This is a genomic window from Duganella sp. OV510, from assembly GCF_900100205.1.
In the GTDB taxonomy this organism is placed as follows: Bacteria; Pseudomonadota; Gammaproteobacteria; order Burkholderiales; family Burkholderiaceae_D; genus Rugamonas.
On sequence record NZ_FNEQ01000007.1, the window covers coordinates 205,899 to 221,872 of the forward strand.

The 15,974-nt window shown below is 63.1% G+C and carries 16 protein-coding genes; 7 read left to right on the forward strand and 9 right to left on the reverse strand.

The annotated features are described in order from the left end of the window. Positions 1-35: 35 nt before the first annotated feature. The 4 genes from BLS51_RS19275 to BLS51_RS19290 are packed head-to-tail and all read right to left on the reverse strand — an operon-like array spanning position 36 to position 2,782. A complete protein-coding gene (locus BLS51_RS19275; protein ID WP_090186651.1) occupies positions 36-773 on the reverse strand; it encodes an AraC family transcriptional regulator in 738 nt (245 codons plus the stop codon). Between the two features lie 60 nt (positions 774-833). Then, the gene (locus BLS51_RS19280) at positions 834-1,121 is read right to left on the reverse strand and encodes a hypothetical protein (RefSeq protein WP_090186655.1); all 288 of its coding nucleotides are present in this window, start codon (positions 1,119-1,121) and stop codon (positions 834-836) included. Then, positions 1,118-1,597, reverse strand: a complete 480-nt coding sequence (rfaE2, locus tag BLS51_RS19285; RefSeq protein WP_090186658.1) for a D-glycero-beta-D-manno-heptose 1-phosphate adenylyltransferase — start codon at positions 1,595-1,597, stop codon at positions 1,118-1,120. Before rfaE2 ends, BLS51_RS19280 begins: the two co-directional genes overlap by 4 nt. Positions 1,598-1,603: 6 nt before the next feature. After that, positions 1,604-2,782, reverse strand: a complete 1,179-nt coding sequence (locus BLS51_RS19290; RefSeq protein WP_090186662.1) for a PilT/PilU family type 4a pilus ATPase — start codon at positions 2,780-2,782, stop codon at positions 1,604-1,606. Positions 2,783-2,881: 99 nt separating this feature from the next. On the opposite strand from BLS51_RS19290, the gene BLS51_RS19295 reads away from it, so the two are divergent. From BLS51_RS19295 to BLS51_RS19305, 3 genes are all read left to right on the forward strand, one after another. Next, a complete protein-coding gene (locus tag BLS51_RS19295; protein ID WP_090186666.1) occupies positions 2,882-3,817 on the forward strand; it encodes a hydrogen peroxide-inducible genes activator in 936 nt (311 codons plus the stop codon). Positions 3,818-3,872: 55 nt separating this feature from the next. Next, positions 3,873-4,727, forward strand: a complete 855-nt coding sequence (gene ubiA, locus BLS51_RS19300) for a 4-hydroxybenzoate octaprenyltransferase (RefSeq protein WP_090186669.1) — start codon at positions 3,873-3,875, stop codon at positions 4,725-4,727. Positions 4,728-4,811: 84 nt separating this feature from the next. Next, positions 4,812-5,147, forward strand: coding sequence for an ElaB/YgaM/YqjD family protein (locus BLS51_RS19305; protein WP_090186673.1), 336 nt, complete (start codon positions 4,812-4,814; stop codon positions 5,145-5,147). Between the two features lie 19 nt (positions 5,148-5,166). On the opposite strand, the gene proC is transcribed toward BLS51_RS19305, so the two are convergent. Further along, on the reverse strand, positions 5,167-5,991 hold the full coding sequence (proC, locus tag BLS51_RS19310; protein WP_090186678.1) for a pyrroline-5-carboxylate reductase: 825 nt from the start codon (positions 5,989-5,991) through the stop codon (positions 5,167-5,169). A gap of 3 nt (positions 5,992-5,994) precedes the next feature. Next, entirely contained in the window at positions 5,995-6,699 is a 705-nt protein-coding gene (locus tag BLS51_RS19315; RefSeq protein WP_090186681.1) for a YggS family pyridoxal phosphate-dependent enzyme, read from the reverse strand. A 60-nt stretch (positions 6,700-6,759) separates the two neighbouring features. On the opposite strand from BLS51_RS19315, the gene BLS51_RS19320 reads away from it, so the two are divergent. The 4 genes from BLS51_RS19320 (at position 6,760) to BLS51_RS19335 (ending at position 12,195) form a co-directional block, all read left to right on the forward strand. Next, a complete protein-coding gene (locus BLS51_RS19320; RefSeq protein WP_090186685.1) occupies positions 6,760-7,803 on the forward strand; it encodes a type IV pilus twitching motility protein PilT in 1,044 nt (347 codons plus the stop codon). Positions 7,804-7,914: 111 nt separating this feature from the next. Beyond that, positions 7,915-9,051 (forward strand): PilT/PilU family type 4a pilus ATPase, encoded by a 1,137-nt coding sequence (locus tag BLS51_RS19325; protein ID WP_090186689.1) that lies wholly within the window; start codon positions 7,915-7,917, stop codon positions 9,049-9,051. Further along, positions 9,051-9,536 carry a glutathione peroxidase gene (locus BLS51_RS19330; RefSeq protein WP_090186693.1) on the forward strand — a complete coding sequence of 162 codons (486 nt, stop codon included), beginning with the start codon at positions 9,051-9,053 and terminating at the stop codon, positions 9,534-9,536. Before BLS51_RS19325 ends, BLS51_RS19330 begins: the two co-directional genes overlap by 1 nt. A gap of 181 nt (positions 9,537-9,717) precedes the next feature. After that, complete coding sequence (locus tag BLS51_RS19335; RefSeq protein WP_229207646.1) at positions 9,718-12,195, forward strand: putative bifunctional diguanylate cyclase/phosphodiesterase; 2,478 nt, start codon at positions 9,718-9,720, stop codon at positions 12,193-12,195. On the opposite strand, the gene glcF is transcribed toward BLS51_RS19335, so the two are convergent. From glcF to BLS51_RS19350, 3 genes are read right to left on the reverse strand one after another with little or no spacing between them, the layout of a single operon-like run. Beyond that, a complete protein-coding gene (gene glcF / locus BLS51_RS19340) occupies positions 12,187-13,428 on the reverse strand; it encodes a glycolate oxidase subunit GlcF (protein ID WP_090186700.1) in 1,242 nt (413 codons plus the stop codon). The two genes, BLS51_RS19335 and glcF, sit on opposite strands and share 9 nt — an antisense overlap. Beyond that, entirely contained in the window at positions 13,418-14,464 is a 1,047-nt protein-coding gene (glcE, locus tag BLS51_RS19345) for a glycolate oxidase subunit GlcE (RefSeq protein ID WP_090186705.1), read from the reverse strand. Before glcE ends, glcF begins: the two co-directional genes overlap by 11 nt. Before the next feature lie 2 nt (positions 14,465-14,466). Then, positions 14,467-15,945: an FAD-linked oxidase C-terminal domain-containing protein gene (locus BLS51_RS19350; protein ID WP_090186709.1), complete on the reverse strand. Its 1,479-nt coding sequence runs from the start codon at positions 15,943-15,945 to the stop codon at positions 14,467-14,469. Positions 15,946-15,974 lie beyond the last annotated feature (29 nt).

The following is a 15,974-nucleotide window of genomic DNA, read 5'->3' on the forward strand; positions in this document are numbered from 1 at the left end:
TGTGGCGCGGCGCGCGGTGCGGGGATTGTGCCGGACTAGCGGATTTTTGTCTGGTTCTGCTGTCGATAGGCCAGCGGTGTGATGTCCATCGCGCGGCGCATCGCGTGCGTCAGCGCGCTTTGATCGGCATAGCCGGCCAGCGTGGCCAGTTGCGCGATCGGCAGCGACGATTCCACCAGTTGGCGGCAGACATAACGTAGCCGCATGGCGTTCAGCCAGGCTTGCGGCGTGGTGTCCAGTTCCTCGCGGAACACCCGGTGCAGGCGGCTGACGCTGAGGCAGGCCACTTCAGCCATGCGCCCGGTATTCCATGGATGGCCGGGCTGCGCTTCAAAGCGCGTCAACGCCGCCTGCAGGCGCGAGGCCGGCCGCAGCGGCTGGCTGGTCAGCGATTCCAGCAACAGCGGCGTCCAGTTGGCCAGCACGGCAGTGCTGGCGGCGCCCTGCTCTTGCAGCATGCCCATGAAGTCGATCAGCTTGGAGGTGGCGGCGCTGACGGGGGCGAACGGCCGCTGCGCCAGCAGGCCGGCGGTTTCCGGCGAGACGGCGGCCAGGTCAAAGTCCAGTATCAGCGACGCATTGGGTGCGTCGGAGAATTGCGTATGCACCAGCCCCGGCGCGATGAAGGCCGCTCGCAACGGATGCAGCAGCGCACCGTGGCCGTTGATATCCAGGGTCAGCTTGCCGCGCAGCGGCAGCACCATCTGGGCGAAATCGTGCGCGTCCGAGAACGGAACGTCATAGCTGCGCAGGTCGATTTCGGTGGGCGTCATGCCACCAGTGTACCGCCAAAGCAGAGCCCGTGTACGTTTGGCAGAACTGACCCCGGCGTGTTAGCGGCGGGCGCCCCAGATGGCCAGCAGGACCAGCAGACCGGCACCCAGCAGGCCGACCAGGATGGTGCAGCCGGCCATGATGGCGGCCGGATTCGGCATGCCGTGCACTTCGGCGGCGAAGGCCAGCACCACGGCGGCCAGCAGCTGCGCCGGCAGCACGAAGCGCAAATTGCGGAAGGCCCAGGGATTGCCGCGCAGCCAGTAGTGGCGCGCCACCATCAGCGGCGGCCCCCACAGCGCCAGCACAAAGGCCAGCACCGCCACCAGGATCAGGATGATCCTCATTTGAAGGAGCGCACCCTGGTCAGCAGCTTGGTGGTCGAACGGTCGTGCGCGAAGTCGATGGCAACCGCCTGGCCGCCGTAGGCAATCACCGCCTGGCCTTCGGGGATGGCGTCCATCTGGTAATCGCCGCCCTTGGCGTAGATTTCCGGGCGCGCCTGCTGCACCACTTCCAGCGCCGTGTCTTCGTCAAAGTCGACCACCAGGCTGACCGACTCCAGCGCCGCCAGCACCGCCATGCGGTCGCCACAGTTATTCAATGGCCGGTCGTCGCCCTTGCCCAGCCGTTTGACCGAGGCGTCGGTATTCGCCGCCACCACCAGCGAGGCGCCCAGCGCACGGGCCTGCGCCAGGTAGGTGACATGGCCGCGGTGCAGGATGTCGAACACGCCGTTGGTCAGCACCACCGGCTTCGGCAATGCGGCGACGCGTGCCGCCAGTTGTTCTCGGGTGCAGATCTTGTCTTCAAATTCAGGCATGGCTTCTTAAGTGTCAGGTTTTTCGTCGGGTGTTTCTTCTTCAATGCTGAGCGCGCCAAAGGCGCTGCCTTCGCTCGGCTCGCCGCGCGCGCTGTGCAGCTTGATCTGCAAACGCAGGCCATTGGCCGAGTCGGCATTGCGCAGCGCGTCGTCGTAGCCAATATAACCTTTATTATAAAGTTCATGCAGCGCCTGGTCGAACGTGCACATGCCCAGCTCGCGCGATTTGTGCATGATCTCCTTGATGCTCTGGAAATTCCCCTTGAGGATCATCTCGGCAATGGTCGGCGTGTTGAGCAGGATTTCGATGGCGGCCTTGCGGCCCTTGCCGTCCTCGGTGCGGACCAGCCGCTGCGATACGATCGCGCGCAGATTGGACGACAAGTCCATCAGCAGCTGGTTGCGCCGCTCCTCCGGGAAGAAGTTGATGATGCGGTCCATGGTCTGGTTGGCATTGTTGGCGTGCAGCGTGCCCAGGCACAGGTGGCCGGTCTCGGCGAAGGCGATCGCGTGCTCCATGGTTTCGGTATCGCGGATCTCGCCGATCAGGATCACATCCGGCGCCTGGCGCAAGGTGTTCTTCAGCGCGTTGTGCCAGGACAGCGTGTCAACGCCTACTTCGCGGTGCGTGATCAGGCAGCCCTTGTTCTTGTGCACATACTCGACCGGGTCCTCCACCGTGATAATGTGGCCGGCAGAGCTGGCGTTGCGGTGATCAATCATCGCTGCCAGCGTGGTCGACTTGCCGGAACCGGTGCCGCCCACCACCAGCACCAGGCCGCGCTTGGTCATGATGATGTCCTTCAGCACCTCCGGCAGCGCCAGCTTTTCCAGCGACGGGATCTCTGAGGCGATGGTGCGTATCACCATCGCCACATTCTGCTGCTGCACGAAGACGTTGACGCGGAAGCGGCATACTTCCGGCAATGAGATAGCAAAATTACATTCCAGCTCGGCCTCGAACTCCCGCTGCTGCTTGTCGTTCATGATCGCCAGCGCCAGCGCGCGCGTGACGCTGCCGGTCAGTTTTTGCTGGCTTAGCGGCTTCATCGCGCCCTGCGCTTTGATACTGGGCGGGAAATCCGCAGAAATGAACAAATCCGAACCGCCGCTGTGGTGCATCACTTTCAACAGCTTGTGCAGATAGGCTTGCGCTTCTTCAGGACCGAATGTGGCGGAGGACATACATTCCCTTTCGAGTTACGCTGCGTCATGTTCGGCTACAATAGCTCAACTTGGCGTTCAATTATTGCATCCCCGCATCGCCTGTGTTCAAATACATTCATGACACTGACCGAACTGAAATACATTGTCGCCGTTGCAAGAGCGAAGCACTTCGGACATGCGGCGGAGGCTTGTTACGTCGCACAGCCGACGCTGTCGGTCGCCATCAAGAAACTGGAAGATGAACTGGGCGTGGTCCTGTTTGAACGGGGCGGCGCCGAAATCTCCGTCACGCCGCTGGGCGCGCAGATCGTTGCCCAGGCCGAACGCGTGCTCGAACAAACCGCCGCCATCAAGGAACTCGCCAAGCAGAACAAGGATCCGCTGGCCGGCCCGCTGCGCCTGGGCGTGATCTACACCATCGGTCCCTATCTGCTGCCGCCGCTGGTCAAGGGCATGATAGACAAAGTGCCGCAGATGCCCCTGATCCTGCAGGAGAACTTTACCGTCAAACTGCTGGAGATGCTGCGCCAGGGCGAACTGGACGCGGCCATCATGGCGCTGCCGCTGCCGGAACATGGTATGGCCATGCAAGTGTTGTATGACGAACCCTTTGTCGTTGCGATGCCATCGGCCCACCCATGGACCAAGCGCAAATCGATCCCTGCCGACGACCTCAAGACCGAAAACATGCTGTTGCTGGGTAACGGCCACTGCTTCCGCGACCAGGTGCTGGAAGTCTGTCCCGAGATGGCGCGCTTCTCCACGCCGGGCAACGGCATGCAGCGCACCTTCGAAGGTTCGTCACTGGAAACCATCCGTCACATGGTGGCCAGCGGCATCGGCCTGACCGTGCTGCCGCGCGCCTCGGTGCCGGACATGGACACCAAGGATGGCATGCTGCAATTCCGTCACTTCGAGGCGCCGGCGCCGTCGCGCCGCGTGGTCATCGTGTGGCGTAAAAGCTTCACCCGCAAGGCAGCCATCGATGCCGTATGCGATGTGGTGGCATCCTGCAACCTGCCAGGCATCACCACCCTCTGCGCCGCCGAATGACGTCCGGCACCGGGATTTGCGATAATCTCCGCTTTCCTGTTCTCCGAAGTGACTTATGACCAAGCTGGCGCTCTACCTCCGTCTGATCCGCATGGACAAGCCGATCGGCACCGTGCTGCTGCTGTGGCCGACCCTGAGCGCGATGTGGATCGCCGCCGGCGGCGTGCCGGACTGGCAGTTGCTGGTCATCTTCATCCTCGGCACCTTCCTGATGCGCTCGGCCGGCTGCGCCATCAACGACTACGCTGACCAGGACATCGACAAATTCGTCAAGCGCACCGCCGAGCGGCCGATCACCAGCGGCCGCGTCAGCGGCAAGGAAGCGGTGGCAATTGCCGTGGTGCTGACGCTGCTGGCCTTCTGCCTGATCCTGCCGCTGAACACGCTGACCAAGCAGTTGTCGGTGGCGGCGGTGATCCTGGCCGGCACTTACCCGTACACCAAGCGCTTCTTCGCCATTCCGCAAGCCTACCTCGGCATCGCCTTCGGCTTCGGCATCCCGATGGCGTTTGCCGCCATCCAGAACCATGTGCCGGCGGTGGCCTGGCTGCTGCTGATCGCCAATGTCTTCTGGACGCTGGCCTACGACACCGAATACGCGATGTGCGACCGCGACGACGACCTCAAGCTCGGCATTCGCACCTCGGCCATCACCTTCGGCCGCTACGACGTCGCCATCATCATGTTCTGCTACGCCATGCACTTGGCGATCCTGCTGGTATGCGGCTGGCAGCTGGGCTTGCGCCTGTGGTTTGTCGCCGGGCTGGCGGTGGCTGCCGGCCTGGCGGGCTATCACTACACGCTGATACGCCACCGCGAAAGGACGGCCTGCCTGTACGCCTTCCGCCATAACAACTGGCTGGGTGGAGCAGTATTTGCGGGCGTAGCGCTGGACTACGCGCTGCGTTAAATCAACTAAACGCAATTGCGCGCCAAAAAAATGGCAACTTCGTCGATACTGCTACTTCAACCGACAAATACAGACGAGGTCACCATGAGCCAAACCGATATTGCCGACACCCAGGCCGCCATTGCCAACACCCGTGACAAACTGGTCGACGGCCTGCGCAGCTCCATCAACGACGCCGAGAAATGGCTGGAAGAAAGCGCCGACGACGTCAGCGAAGCCGCCTCCGAAGCGCGGGCCCGCTTCGACGACACGCTGCGCACCGCCGTCAGCGACCTGCGCAAGCTGGAAGACAGCATCCTGGCCCACAGCCGCGAAGCCGTCGAGAGCGTCGACAGCTATGTCCATGACAATCCATGGAAAGCCATCACCATCGGCGCCACCGTCGGCCTGCTGCTGGGCGTGCTGATCTCCCGCAAGTAACCGGACTAGCCGGCGCGGACTAGCCGGCGGCGCCCAGTTCGTCGCCGAGTTCCTTGCCGCGTGCGGCGGCCGCTTTCATCGCGGTGATGATGGCGGCCTTGACGTTGCTGGACTCCATGCTGGTCAGCGCCGCGTACGTGGTGCCGCCCTTGGAGGTGACGCGCTCGCGCAGCAGCGCTACCGGATCGCTCGACTGCTGCGCCAGTTGCGCCGCGCCGGTGAAGGTCGCCAGCGCCAGCTGCTTGCCCTGCTCCGCGCTCAGCCCCATTTCCTCGGCCGCCTGCTGCATCGCCTCGATGAAGTAAAACACATAGGCCGGGCCGCTGCCCGATACCGCCGTCACCGCATCGATCTTGTTCTCGTCATCCAGCCACACGGTCGGGCCGACCGCGCGCAGGATATCGTCGGCTGCCTTGACCTGCGCTTCGCTGACGCCCGGCATCGCCACCATGCCGGTAATGCCCTGACCGATCAGCGCCGGCGTGTTCGGCATGCAGCGCACGATGGCGCCGTGGCCGCCGAGCCAGCGCGACAGGTCGGCGCCGCGGATGCCGGCGGCGATCGAGACCATCAGCGGCGGCTGCGCCGCATCGATCAACGGCAACAACTGCGCCGCCACTTCACGCATGCTCTGCGGCTTGACCGCCAGCACGATGACGTCGGCGGCACCGACTGTGGCATCGGCTGCGGGCGCCGTGCTCACGCCATATTGCTGATGCAGCCGCGCCAGGCCGTCGACGTTGGGATCGACCACGTGGATGTTGGCGCCAGCAGTCAGCTTGTTGGCCAGGCCGGCGATCAGGGCGTTGGCCATGTTGCCGCCGCCGATAAATACGATTTTCATTGTTCAAGCCTTGTTGTAGTGACGCGCGCCAAAAATCGCGCTGCCGACGCGCACGATGGTTGCGCCTTCGAAGATCGCCGCCCGCATGTCGGCCGACATGCCCATCGACAGCGTATCCAGCGCCAGTCCATCAGCACGCAGTTGCTCATATACAGCGCGCAGGCGGGCAAAGGCCGCGCGCTGCTGCTCAAACTCCACGGCCGGCTCGGGGATCGCCATCAGGCCGCGCAAGGTCAGATTCGGCAGCGAGGCGACCTTGTGGGCCAGCCCTGCCACTTCCTCCGGGGCGACGCCGCTCTTGCTGGCCTCGCCGCTGATATTCACTTGCAGACAAATCTGTAGCGGCGCCAGACCTGCCGGCCGCTGTTCGGACAGCCGCTGCGCGATCTTTTCGCGCTCGACTGTATGTACCCAGGCGAAATGCTCGGCGATCGGGCGCGTCTTGTTGCTCTGGATCGGGCCGATGAAGTGCCATTCGAGGTCCGCCGCTCCGCCCTCCTGCACCACGCGGATCTTGTCCAATCCCTCCTGCAGATAGTTCTCGCCAAACGCGCGCTGGCCGGCCGCGACCGCCTCCAGCACCGCCTCGGGGCCGAAGGTCTTGGACACGGCCAGCAGCTGCACCGAGGCCGGAGGCCGGCCCGATTCTTGGGTTGCGGCAACAATTGTCGCCGCGATGTCTTGCAAGTTCTGGCGGATCAGGGACATAATCAATGAGTAAAAAGCGTTAAACCGGCCAAGTGCGGCAATCGACAGCAGGGATTATAAATGGACATTTCCGAACTACTCGCATTCTCGGTCAAGAACAAGGCCTCGGACCTGCACTTGTCGGCCGGCTTGCCGCCGATGATACGGGTGCATGGCGACGTGCGCCGCATCAACCTGCCGCCGCTGGAGCACAAGGATGTGCACAGCATGATCTATGACATCATGAACGACGGCCAGCGCAAGGTGTACGAGGAAATGCTGGAGATCGACTTCTCATTTGCGATCCCCGGCCTGGCGCGTTTCCGCGTCAACGCTTACAACCAGGAGCGCGGCGCCTCGGCGGTGCTGCGGACGATTCCGTCGAAAATCCTCAGCCTGGAAGAACTGAACGCACCGAAAATCTTTGCCGACTTCGCGCTGAAACCGCGCGGCCTGGTGCTGGTGACCGGCCCGACCGGCTCCGGCAAATCGACCACGCTGGCGGCGATGGTCAACCACCTCAACGAAAACGAGTACGGCCACATCCTGACGATTGAAGACCCGATCGAGTTCGTGCACGAATCGAAGAAATGCCTGATCAACCAGCGCGAGGTTGGCCCGCACACGCTGTCGTTCAACAACGCGCTGCGTTCGGCGCTGCGCGAAGACCCGGACGCCATCCTGGTCGGCGAGCTGCGCGACCTGGAGACCATCCGCCTGGCGTTGTCGGCAGCAGAGACCGGCCACCTGGTCTTCGGCACGCTGCACACCTCATCGGCGGCCAAGACCATCGATCGCATCGTCGACGTCTTCCCGGCCGATGAAAAGGAAATGGTGCGCGCCATGCTGTCCGAATCGCTGCAAGCGGTGATCTCGCAGACTTTGCTGAAGACCAAGGATGGCGCCGGCCGCGTGGCCGCGCACGAAATCATGGTGGCAACGCCAGCGATCCGCAACCTGATCCGCGAAGCGAAGGTAGCGCAGATGTACTCGGCGATCCAGACCGGCAGCAACGTCGGCATGCAGACGCTGGACCAGAACCTGACCGACCTGGTCCGCCGCAACATCATCAGCGCCGCCGCCGCCCGCAGCGCCGCCAAATCGCCCGAGAACTTCCCCGGCTAAAAACCGGGGTCAAAAACCGGGGTCAGTTCTGCCAAACGTACACGAGCTCATGTACATTTGGCAGAACTGACCCCGAATATAGAATATAGACCCCGAATATAAGGAATCAGTATGGAACGCGATCAGGCTTCTAAATTCATGTTCGACTTGCTGCGCCTGATGCTGGCCAAGAGGGGGTCGGACTTGTTCATTACCGCTGGCTTTCCGCCGGCGATCAAGATCGATGGCAAGATGACGCCGGTGTCGTCGCAAATCCTCACCGCCGCGCATACGCTGGACCTGGCGCGCTCGATCATGAGCGACAAGCAGGCCGCCGGCTTCGAGCTGACCAAGGAAGCCAACTTCGCCATCAGCCCCGGCGATATCGGCCGCTTCCGCGTCTCGGCTTTTGTGCAGATGAGCTCGGTCGGCATGGTGCTGCGCACCATCACCTCGGAAATCCCCAAGCTGGAAGACCTCGGCCTGCCCGAGGTGTTGAAGGATGTGGTGATGGCCAAACGCGGCCTGGTCATCATGGTCGGCGCCACCGGTTCCGGCAAGTCGACCACGCTGGCGGCCATGGTCGGCTACCGCAATGAAAACAGCTACGGCCATATCATCACCATCGAGGACCCGGTCGAATATGTCCATCCGCACAAGAACTGCATCGTCACCCAGCGCGAGGTCGGCGTCGATACCGACGACTGGGCAGTGGCGCTGAAAAATACGCTGCGCCAGGCGCCGGACGTGATCCAGATCGGCGAGATCCGCGACCGCGAAACCATGGACCACGCGATCGCCTTCGCAGAGACCGGTCATCTTTGCCTGGCCACGCTGCACGCCAACAGCGCCAACCAGGCGCTCGACCGCATCATCAACTTCTTCCCCGAAGAGCGCCGCCAGCAGTTGCTGATGGACCTGTCGCTCAACCTGAAGGGCATGATTTCGCAACGCCTGATCCCGAAGAAAGAGGAAAAAGGCCGCGCCGTGGCCATCGAAATCCTGCTGAACTCGCCGCTGATCGCCGACCTGATCTTCAAGGGCCAGGTACACGAGATCAAGGAGCTGATGAAGAAATCGCGCGAACTGGGCATGCAAACCTTCGACCAGTCGCTGTTCGACCTACACGAAGCCGACCTGATTACCTACGAGGACGCGCTACGCAACGCCGACTCGGTGAACGACCTGCGCCTGGCCATCAAGCTGGAGGGTAAGGCCGCGAAAAACCGCGACCTGTCCGCCGGCACCGAACATTTGGGAATCATTTAATGAACACACTCTTCGATATCACCGCCAACGGCCTCGACGGCCAGCCGGTCAACCTGTCCCAGTACAAAGGCAAGGTGCTGCTGATCGTCAACACCGCCAGCAAGTGCGGCTTCACACCGCAGTACAAGGGCCTGGAAGCCGTCTACCAGCAATTCAAGGATCGCGGCGTGGAAGTGCTGGGCTTCCCGTGCAACCAGTTCGGCGCGCAGGAGCCGGGCGATGCCGACGCAATCGGCGCCTTCTGCGAGAAAAACTACGGTGTCACTTTCCCGCTGTTCGCCAAGATCGATGTCAACGGCGAGCACGCCCATCCGCTGTTCCAGAAACTCAAGAAGGACGCGCCCGGCATCCTCGGCACCGAAGGCATCAAGTGGAATTTTACAAAGTTTCTGATCCGCAAGGACGGCACGGTCTACAACCGCTACGCCCCTGCGACCAAGCCGGAAGAGTTGATTTCCGATATAGAAAAGCTACTGGCTGAGTGATTTCGACAACAAAATGTCCACTACAAAAGTTAAATATTGAAAACGTTTTCCAAAAATCGTATCGGTGCTTAACTTTTCGGTAATAATGGATTAGTCGTTTCCTGTCGTTTCAGTCGCTATGTCCTTAATGGGAAAAATTCTGTCGCCTTGGCTGCGGATGGGAATGTACTCCAGGTTGTTTGTGCCCATCTTCGTAATTATCGCGATGGTGGTGGGTGTGCGCTATCACCTGATGCTGGAGTCCGAGACCGCCTATGCCAACGCCCGCTATCAGCACGATGCCGGTGAACTGGCTGCGCATTTGCGCAAGACCTTGTTGCCGTTGCTGGCCGCGCCGGACCGCGCCGGCCTGGACGCCGCCTTGTCCGGCGCGCTGCTGCTCAATACCGACCTGAGCGCCGCACGCGTCGATTACGCCGGCGGCCATCTGGAAGCGCTGCGCGGCGAGCGCATCGAACCGCAATATCCGGCATGGTTCCCGCACCTGGCGCCGATCGCCAGCATGCAGCGCACCCTCACCATCGACAACGCCAGGCTGGCGCTCAGCTTCGAGCCTGTGCAAGCGCTGAATGGCGTGTGGCGCAATGTCCATCAACAGGCGGTGATCTCGGCGGTCAACGTCAGCATCATTTATGGGCTGCTCGGCCTGATCATCTTCGCCAACAAGCGCATGCTGCGCCGCCTGGCCGACGCCACCAACCGATTCCAGGGCGGCGAGCATGACGTGCGCTTGCCGCTCAGCGGCACGCTGGAGGCGCGCATGTTGGCCTCCACCTTCAACAACATGGCGCAGCGCGTGCAGGCGCTGGTGCACAAGCTGCAGCAAAGCCAGAACGACCTGAGCGCGCAGCTGGCGCGCACGCTGCTGGCGCAGCAGCAGCTGCAAGTGGAGAAGGACCGCATCGAAGTCACGCTGGCCTCGATCGGCGACGCTGTCATCACCACCGATTTGAACGGCAAGATCGACACCATCAACGAAGTGGCGCAAGCGCTGACCGGCTGGCCGGAATCGCGCGCGCGCGGCATGCAGCTGCACCAGGTGTTTGTGCTGGCAAATAACTTCGGCCAGCACTCGCTGCTGAAAGCGATGAAGCAGATTTACGCCGGTGGTGAGGTGGTCAAGGTCGGCAACCAGAACCTGCGCAACCGCATCGGCCAGACCTGCACCGTGGAATACACCGCCAACGCGATCCGCACGCCGCAGGGCGAGGTTCAGGGCTCGGTGCTGGTGTTCCGCGATGTGACCGAACGCCGCCAGCTGATGCAGCAGATTTCATGGCAGAGCAATCACGATATTCTGACCGGCCTGCCCAACCGCGCGGCGCTGGCGCTGCGCTTTGAACAGGAAGTGCAACGGGCGCGCGAACATAATCACCTGCTGGCGGTATGCCTGTTCGACCTGGATCACTTCCAGCATGTGAACCAGGCGCTGGGCCAGGCGGTGGGCGACGAAATCCTCAAACAGGCGGCCAGCCGCCTGCACGACTTTGCCGGTCAGCGACATTATGTGGCGCGCCTGGGCGGTGACGAATTCGTGCTGCTGCTGCCGGAACTGAACGACCGCGCCGCCATCGAATACGCGATGGGCAAGCTGATGGCCGCGCTGGCGCGCGACTACCTGTGCGACGGCAAGGCGGTCAGCATGTCGGCCAGCGTCGGCATCGCCGTCTATACCGGCAACGACATCAGCGCCGACAGCCTGCTGCGTCATGCGGACCAGGCGCTATACCAGGCCAAGATCACCGGACGCAATCGCCACCACTTCTTTGACGCCGACCTCGATGAGCAGGTGCGCACCCACCATAACCGCCGCACCGAGGTGCGCAACGCGGTGCGTGCGAATGAGCTGGTGCTGTACTACCAGCCCAAGCTGGACATGCGCCAGGGCCGCATCGTCGGCATGGAAGCGCTGCTGCGCTGGGACCATCCGACGCGCGGCGTGGTGGGGCCGATGGATTTCCTGCCCATCGTCGAGCATACCGATGTGATTGTGGATATCGGCGAATGGGTGCTGCGCGAGGCATTGCGGCAGCTGGAATCCTGGCGCGCCTTCGATGCGGACTGGGTCATCAGCGTGAACATCGCGGCGCGCCATTTCCAGCGCCATGATTTTGTCGAGCGGCTGACGGCGATCCTGGCCGAATTCCCGGACGTGCCGCCGCACATGCTGGAACTGGAGATACTGGAATCGTCGGCGCTCAGCGATATCAACCACGTGCGCAGCGTCATGCTCGATTGCCAGGCGCTGGGCATCAGCTTTGCGCTGGACGATTTCGGCACCGGCTACTCGTCGATGTCCTACCTGAAGCGCTTGCCGGCGGATGTGCTCAAGATCGACCAGAGCTTCGTGCGCAATATGCTGGTGGACCGCGACGACCTGCACCTGGTCAGCGCGGTGATCGGTCTGGCGCGCTCGTTCGGCCTGGGCGTTATCGCCGAAGGCGTGGAGACCATCGAACATGGCGCGATGCTGATGCGCCTGGGCTGCGACCGCGTGCAAGGTTACGGCATCGCGCGGCCGATGCCGGCCGATGACATCCTGGCGTGGGTAGCGGGTTTTGATACCGCGCCTGTATGGCAATCCGCTGCCACGCTGCCGCCGATCATCAGCCTGCACGGCGAACCGGCCGGTGGCACCTCGCAAATGGCCTTAATTTAAGGCGCGATCAATCAGTTCTATCCAGTGCCGCACCGGCGTTTCGGTACCGGATTGCAGATGTGCGGCGCAGCCGACATTGGCCGAGACGATAGTGTGTGCGCCGGTATCGTGCAGATTCTCCAGCTTGCGGTCGCGCAGTTGCAGCGACAACTCCGGTTGCAGCAGCGAGTAACTGCCGGCCGAGCCGCAGCATAAATGGCTGTCCGCGCACAACACCACGTCGATGCCGACTGCGCGCAACACGCCTTCCACCTTGCCGCGTATCTGCTGGCCGTGTTGCAGCGTGCAGGGCGGATGGTAGGCAACTCGCCCCGTGCCTCCGCCTTTGCTCGCACGCCGCGCCAGCTCCGGCTCGAACTGCGGCATGATCTCGCTCAGGTCACGCGTCAACGCCGAGATGCGCGCGGCTTTGGCGGCATATGCCGGATCATACGCCAGCAGGTGGCCATACTCCTTTACCGTCGCGCCGCAGCCGGACGCGGTCATGACGATCGCCTCAACTGCCACGCTGTCGGCCTCGCTGCCGACATAGGGCCACCACGCATCGATGTTGCGGCGCATATCATCCAGCGCCGCCTCCTGCTCATTCATGTGATGCCGCAGCGCGCCGCAGCAACCTGCTTTCGGTGCGACGATCAGTTGCACGCTTAAGGCATCCAGCACGCGCGCGGTGGCGGCGTTGATATCCGGCGCCATGGCCGGCTGCGCGCAGCCATCCAGCACCAGCATCTTGCGCGCATGCTCGCGCGTGGGCCAGACACCAGCGCGCTGGCGCTGCGGTATCTTGTCCTGCAAGGCGGGCGACAGCAAGGGCCGAAAAATCTGCCCTGCGCGCAGCGCGACGCCAAACACAGTTTTGCGCGTCAATCCCTCGATCAGCACCTTGCGCTTGATGCGCTCTCCCAGTGGCCGGCCCACGCGCTCCTCCACCACCTTGCGGCCAATGTCCACCAGCCGCCCATACTTAACACCCGATGGACAGGTGGTTTCGCAGTTGCGGCAGGTCAGGCAACGGTCCAGGTGCAGCTGCGTGCTGGCAGTAACCGGCGCACCTTCCAGCACCTGCTTGATGAGGTAGATGCGCCCGCGCGGGCCATCCAGTTCGTCGCCCAGCAATTGATAGGTCGGGCAGGTCGCAGTGCAGAAGCCGCAATGCACGCAGGCGCGCAGGATCGCCTCGGCCTCTTCGCCTTCGCGCGTATGCTTGATGAAGTCGGCCAGATTAGTCTGCATACATGCGCCCCGGATTGAAGATCCCGGCGGGATCAAACGATTGCTTCAACCGCTCGTGGATCTTCGCCACCGCCGGCGCCAGGGGATGGAATACGCCAACGCGCTTGTCGCCGCCCCGGAACAAGGTCGCATGGCCGCCACACGCCGCCACTGTGCGGCGGATGCTGTCCGCCTGTGCCGCATCATCCGCTTTCAGCCAGCGCTGCGCTCCGCCCCACTCGATCAGTTGCTCGCCCCGCAAGATGATCGCGCTGGCATGCGACGGCACCGACATGCGCCACAAGCTGCCGCCTTCAAAATACGCGGGCCGCTGGTCACGCAGCGACTCCCACAGCGCAGCATCGCCTGGCTCGCCGCCCAGTCGGCGCTGCGCCGCCTCCACCGCCGCATCCGCGCCCGAAAGGCGCAGCGACAGCACACCCTGATGCCAGCAGCTCGCGGATATCGGCAGCGGCTGGCCAGCCCATTCGTTCAGCCGCGCCAGCGCATCGATCTCGCTCATCTCAAACCGCAGGCTGGCTTCGCGCAGCGGCACCGGCAGCACTTTCAAAGACACTTCCAGGATCAGCCCCAGCGTGCCGAGCGAGCCGGCCAGCAGGCGAGAGACGTCGTAGCCGGCCACGTTCTTCATCACCTGGCCGCCAAAACGCAGTATCTCGCCACGGCCATCCATCAGTACCGCGCCCAGCACGAAGTCGCGCACCGCACCCGCACTGGCGCGACGTGGACCGGAAAGCGCTGCGGCAACCACGCCGCCTATCGTCGTCCCCGCAAAGCGCGGCGGCTCGAAAGCCAGCATCTGCTGATGCTGCGCCAGCAAGGCTTCGATTTCCGCCAGCGGCGTGCCGCAGCGCGCGGTAATCACCAGCTCCGTCGGCTCATAGGAAATGACGCCGCTGTAGGCGCGCGTATCCAGCACCTCGCCGTGCAGCGCCTGGCCGTACCAGTCCTTGGTGCCGCCGCCGCGCAAGCGCAATGGCGTTCCCGTGGCGGTGGCGGCGCGGATGCGGTCAGAAAAATCGGCGGTGGAAGTCATCGTCAAAAACGCTCAAGGTGGGCAAACGGCAAGACGCCGCCGCTGACGCGCATTTTGCCAAATTCGGCGCAGCGGTGCAGCGTGGGAATCGCCTTGTCCGGATTCAGCAAGCCGTGTGGATCGAAGCTGCGCTTCACCGAGAAGAATGCCTCCAGCTCCGCCGGTGCAAACTGCACGCACATCGAATCGATCTTCTCGATGCCGACACCGTGCTCGCCGGTGATGGTGCCGCCGACTTCCACACACAGCGCCAGGATCTCCGCACCGAAGGCTTCGGCGCGCTGGAACTCGTCTGGAATGTTTGCGTTGAACAGGATCAGCGGATGCAGGTTGCCGTCGCCGGCATGGAACACATTGGCGCAACGCAGGCCATACTTGCTCTCCATCGCCGCAATACCAGCCAACACCTGCCCCAGGCGCTTGCGTGGGATCGTGCCGTCCATGCAGTAGTAATCCGGCGAGATGCGGCCCGCCGCCGGAAAGGCGTTCTTGCGGCCGGACCAGAACTTCAGGCGTTCCGCTTCCGACTGCGACACCGCAATCGCAATTGCTCCGGCCGTGTTCAGCACCGCCGTCATGCGTGCGATTTCCTCTTCCACTTCCTCGATGGTGCCATCAGCTTCGCACAGCAGGATCGCTGCGGCATCGGTGTCATAACCCGCTTTGACGAAGGGTTCCACCATGCGCGAGGAAGTCTGGTCCATCATCTCCAGGCCGGCCGGGATGATGCCGGCGGCGATCAGCGCGGCCACCGCATGACAGCCCTTCACCACTTCATCGAACGAGGCCATGATGACGCGCGCCATGGCAGGCTTGGGCACCAGCTTCACCGTCACTTCGGTGACGATGCCCAGCATGCCTTCGGAACCGATGAACACCGACAGCAGGTCCAGGCCAGGCGCGTCCAGCGCTTCGCTGCCCAGTTCCACCACATCGCCATCAATGGTCGCAACACGTACGCGCAACACGTTATGCACGGTCAGGCCGTATTTCAGGCAATGCACGCCGCCCGAATTCTCCGCCACATTGCCGCCGATGGTGCAGGCAATCTGCGAAGACGGATCGGGAGCATAGTACAGGCCATGCTGCGCCGCCGCTTCCGAGATCGCCAGGTTGCGCACGCCCGGCTGCACCACTGCCGTACGCGAATAGGCATCCATGCGAACGATGCGGTTCAGGCGCGCGGTCGACAGCACCACGCCGTCCGCGATCGGCATCGCACCGCCGGACAGGCCGGTGCCGGCGCCGCGCGGCACGATGGGCACGCCCAGCTCGCGGCACACTTTCAGCACCGCCACCACCTGCGCCTCGCTATCCGGCAACACGACGATCATCGGCAGCTGGCGATACGCGGCCAGGCCGTCGCATTCATATGGCCTGGTATCCTCCGGTGCGGACAGCACGGCGCGCGCCGGCAGCACATGCTGCAGCGCCGCAGCCACCTGCGCGCGTCGCGAAACAAGATCGGAGATGTTGTTCATCGGGCCATTGTAAGCACAAACGCCGCGCC

Bases quoted from the DNA above. Each gene is read 5' to 3' on its own strand.
- BLS51_RS19275 (WP_090186651.1), bottom strand. From the start codon at position 773: ATGACGCCCACCGAAATCGACCTGCGCAGCTATGACGTTCCGTTCTCG.
- BLS51_RS19280 (WP_090186655.1), bottom strand. From the start codon at position 1,121: ATGAGGATCATCCTGATCCTGGTGGCGGTGCTGGCCTTTGTGCTGGCG.
- rfaE2 (WP_090186658.1), bottom strand. From the start codon at position 1,597: ATGCCTGAATTTGAAGACAAGATCTGCACCCGAGAACAACTGGCGGCA.
- BLS51_RS19290 (WP_090186662.1), bottom strand. From the start codon at position 2,782: ATGTCCTCCGCCACATTCGGTCCTGAAGAAGCGCAAGCCTATCTGCAC.
- BLS51_RS19295 (WP_090186666.1), top strand. From the start codon at position 2,882: ATGACACTGACCGAACTGAAATACATTGTCGCCGTTGCAAGAGCGAAG.
- ubiA (WP_090186669.1), top strand. From the start codon at position 3,873: ATGACCAAGCTGGCGCTCTACCTCCGTCTGATCCGCATGGACAAGCCG.
- BLS51_RS19305 (WP_090186673.1), top strand. From the start codon at position 4,812: ATGAGCCAAACCGATATTGCCGACACCCAGGCCGCCATTGCCAACACC.
- proC (WP_090186678.1), bottom strand. From the start codon at position 5,991: ATGAAAATCGTATTTATCGGCGGCGGCAACATGGCCAACGCCCTGATC.
- BLS51_RS19315 (WP_090186681.1), bottom strand. From the start codon at position 6,699: ATGTCCCTGATCCGCCAGAACTTGCAAGACATCGCGGCGACAATTGTT.
- BLS51_RS19320 (WP_090186685.1), top strand. From the start codon at position 6,760: ATGGACATTTCCGAACTACTCGCATTCTCGGTCAAGAACAAGGCCTCG.
- BLS51_RS19325 (WP_090186689.1), top strand. From the start codon at position 7,915: ATGGAACGCGATCAGGCTTCTAAATTCATGTTCGACTTGCTGCGCCTG.
- BLS51_RS19330 (WP_090186693.1), top strand. From the start codon at position 9,051: ATGAACACACTCTTCGATATCACCGCCAACGGCCTCGACGGCCAGCCG.
- glcF (WP_090186700.1), bottom strand. From the start codon at position 13,428: ATGCAGACTAATCTGGCCGACTTCATCAAGCATACGCGCGAAGGCGAA.
- glcE (WP_090186705.1), bottom strand. From the start codon at position 14,464: ATGACTTCCACCGCCGATTTTTCTGACCGCATCCGCGCCGCCACCGCC.
- BLS51_RS19350 (WP_090186709.1), bottom strand. From the start codon at position 15,945: ATGAACAACATCTCCGATCTTGTTTCGCGACGCGCGCAGGTGGCTGCG.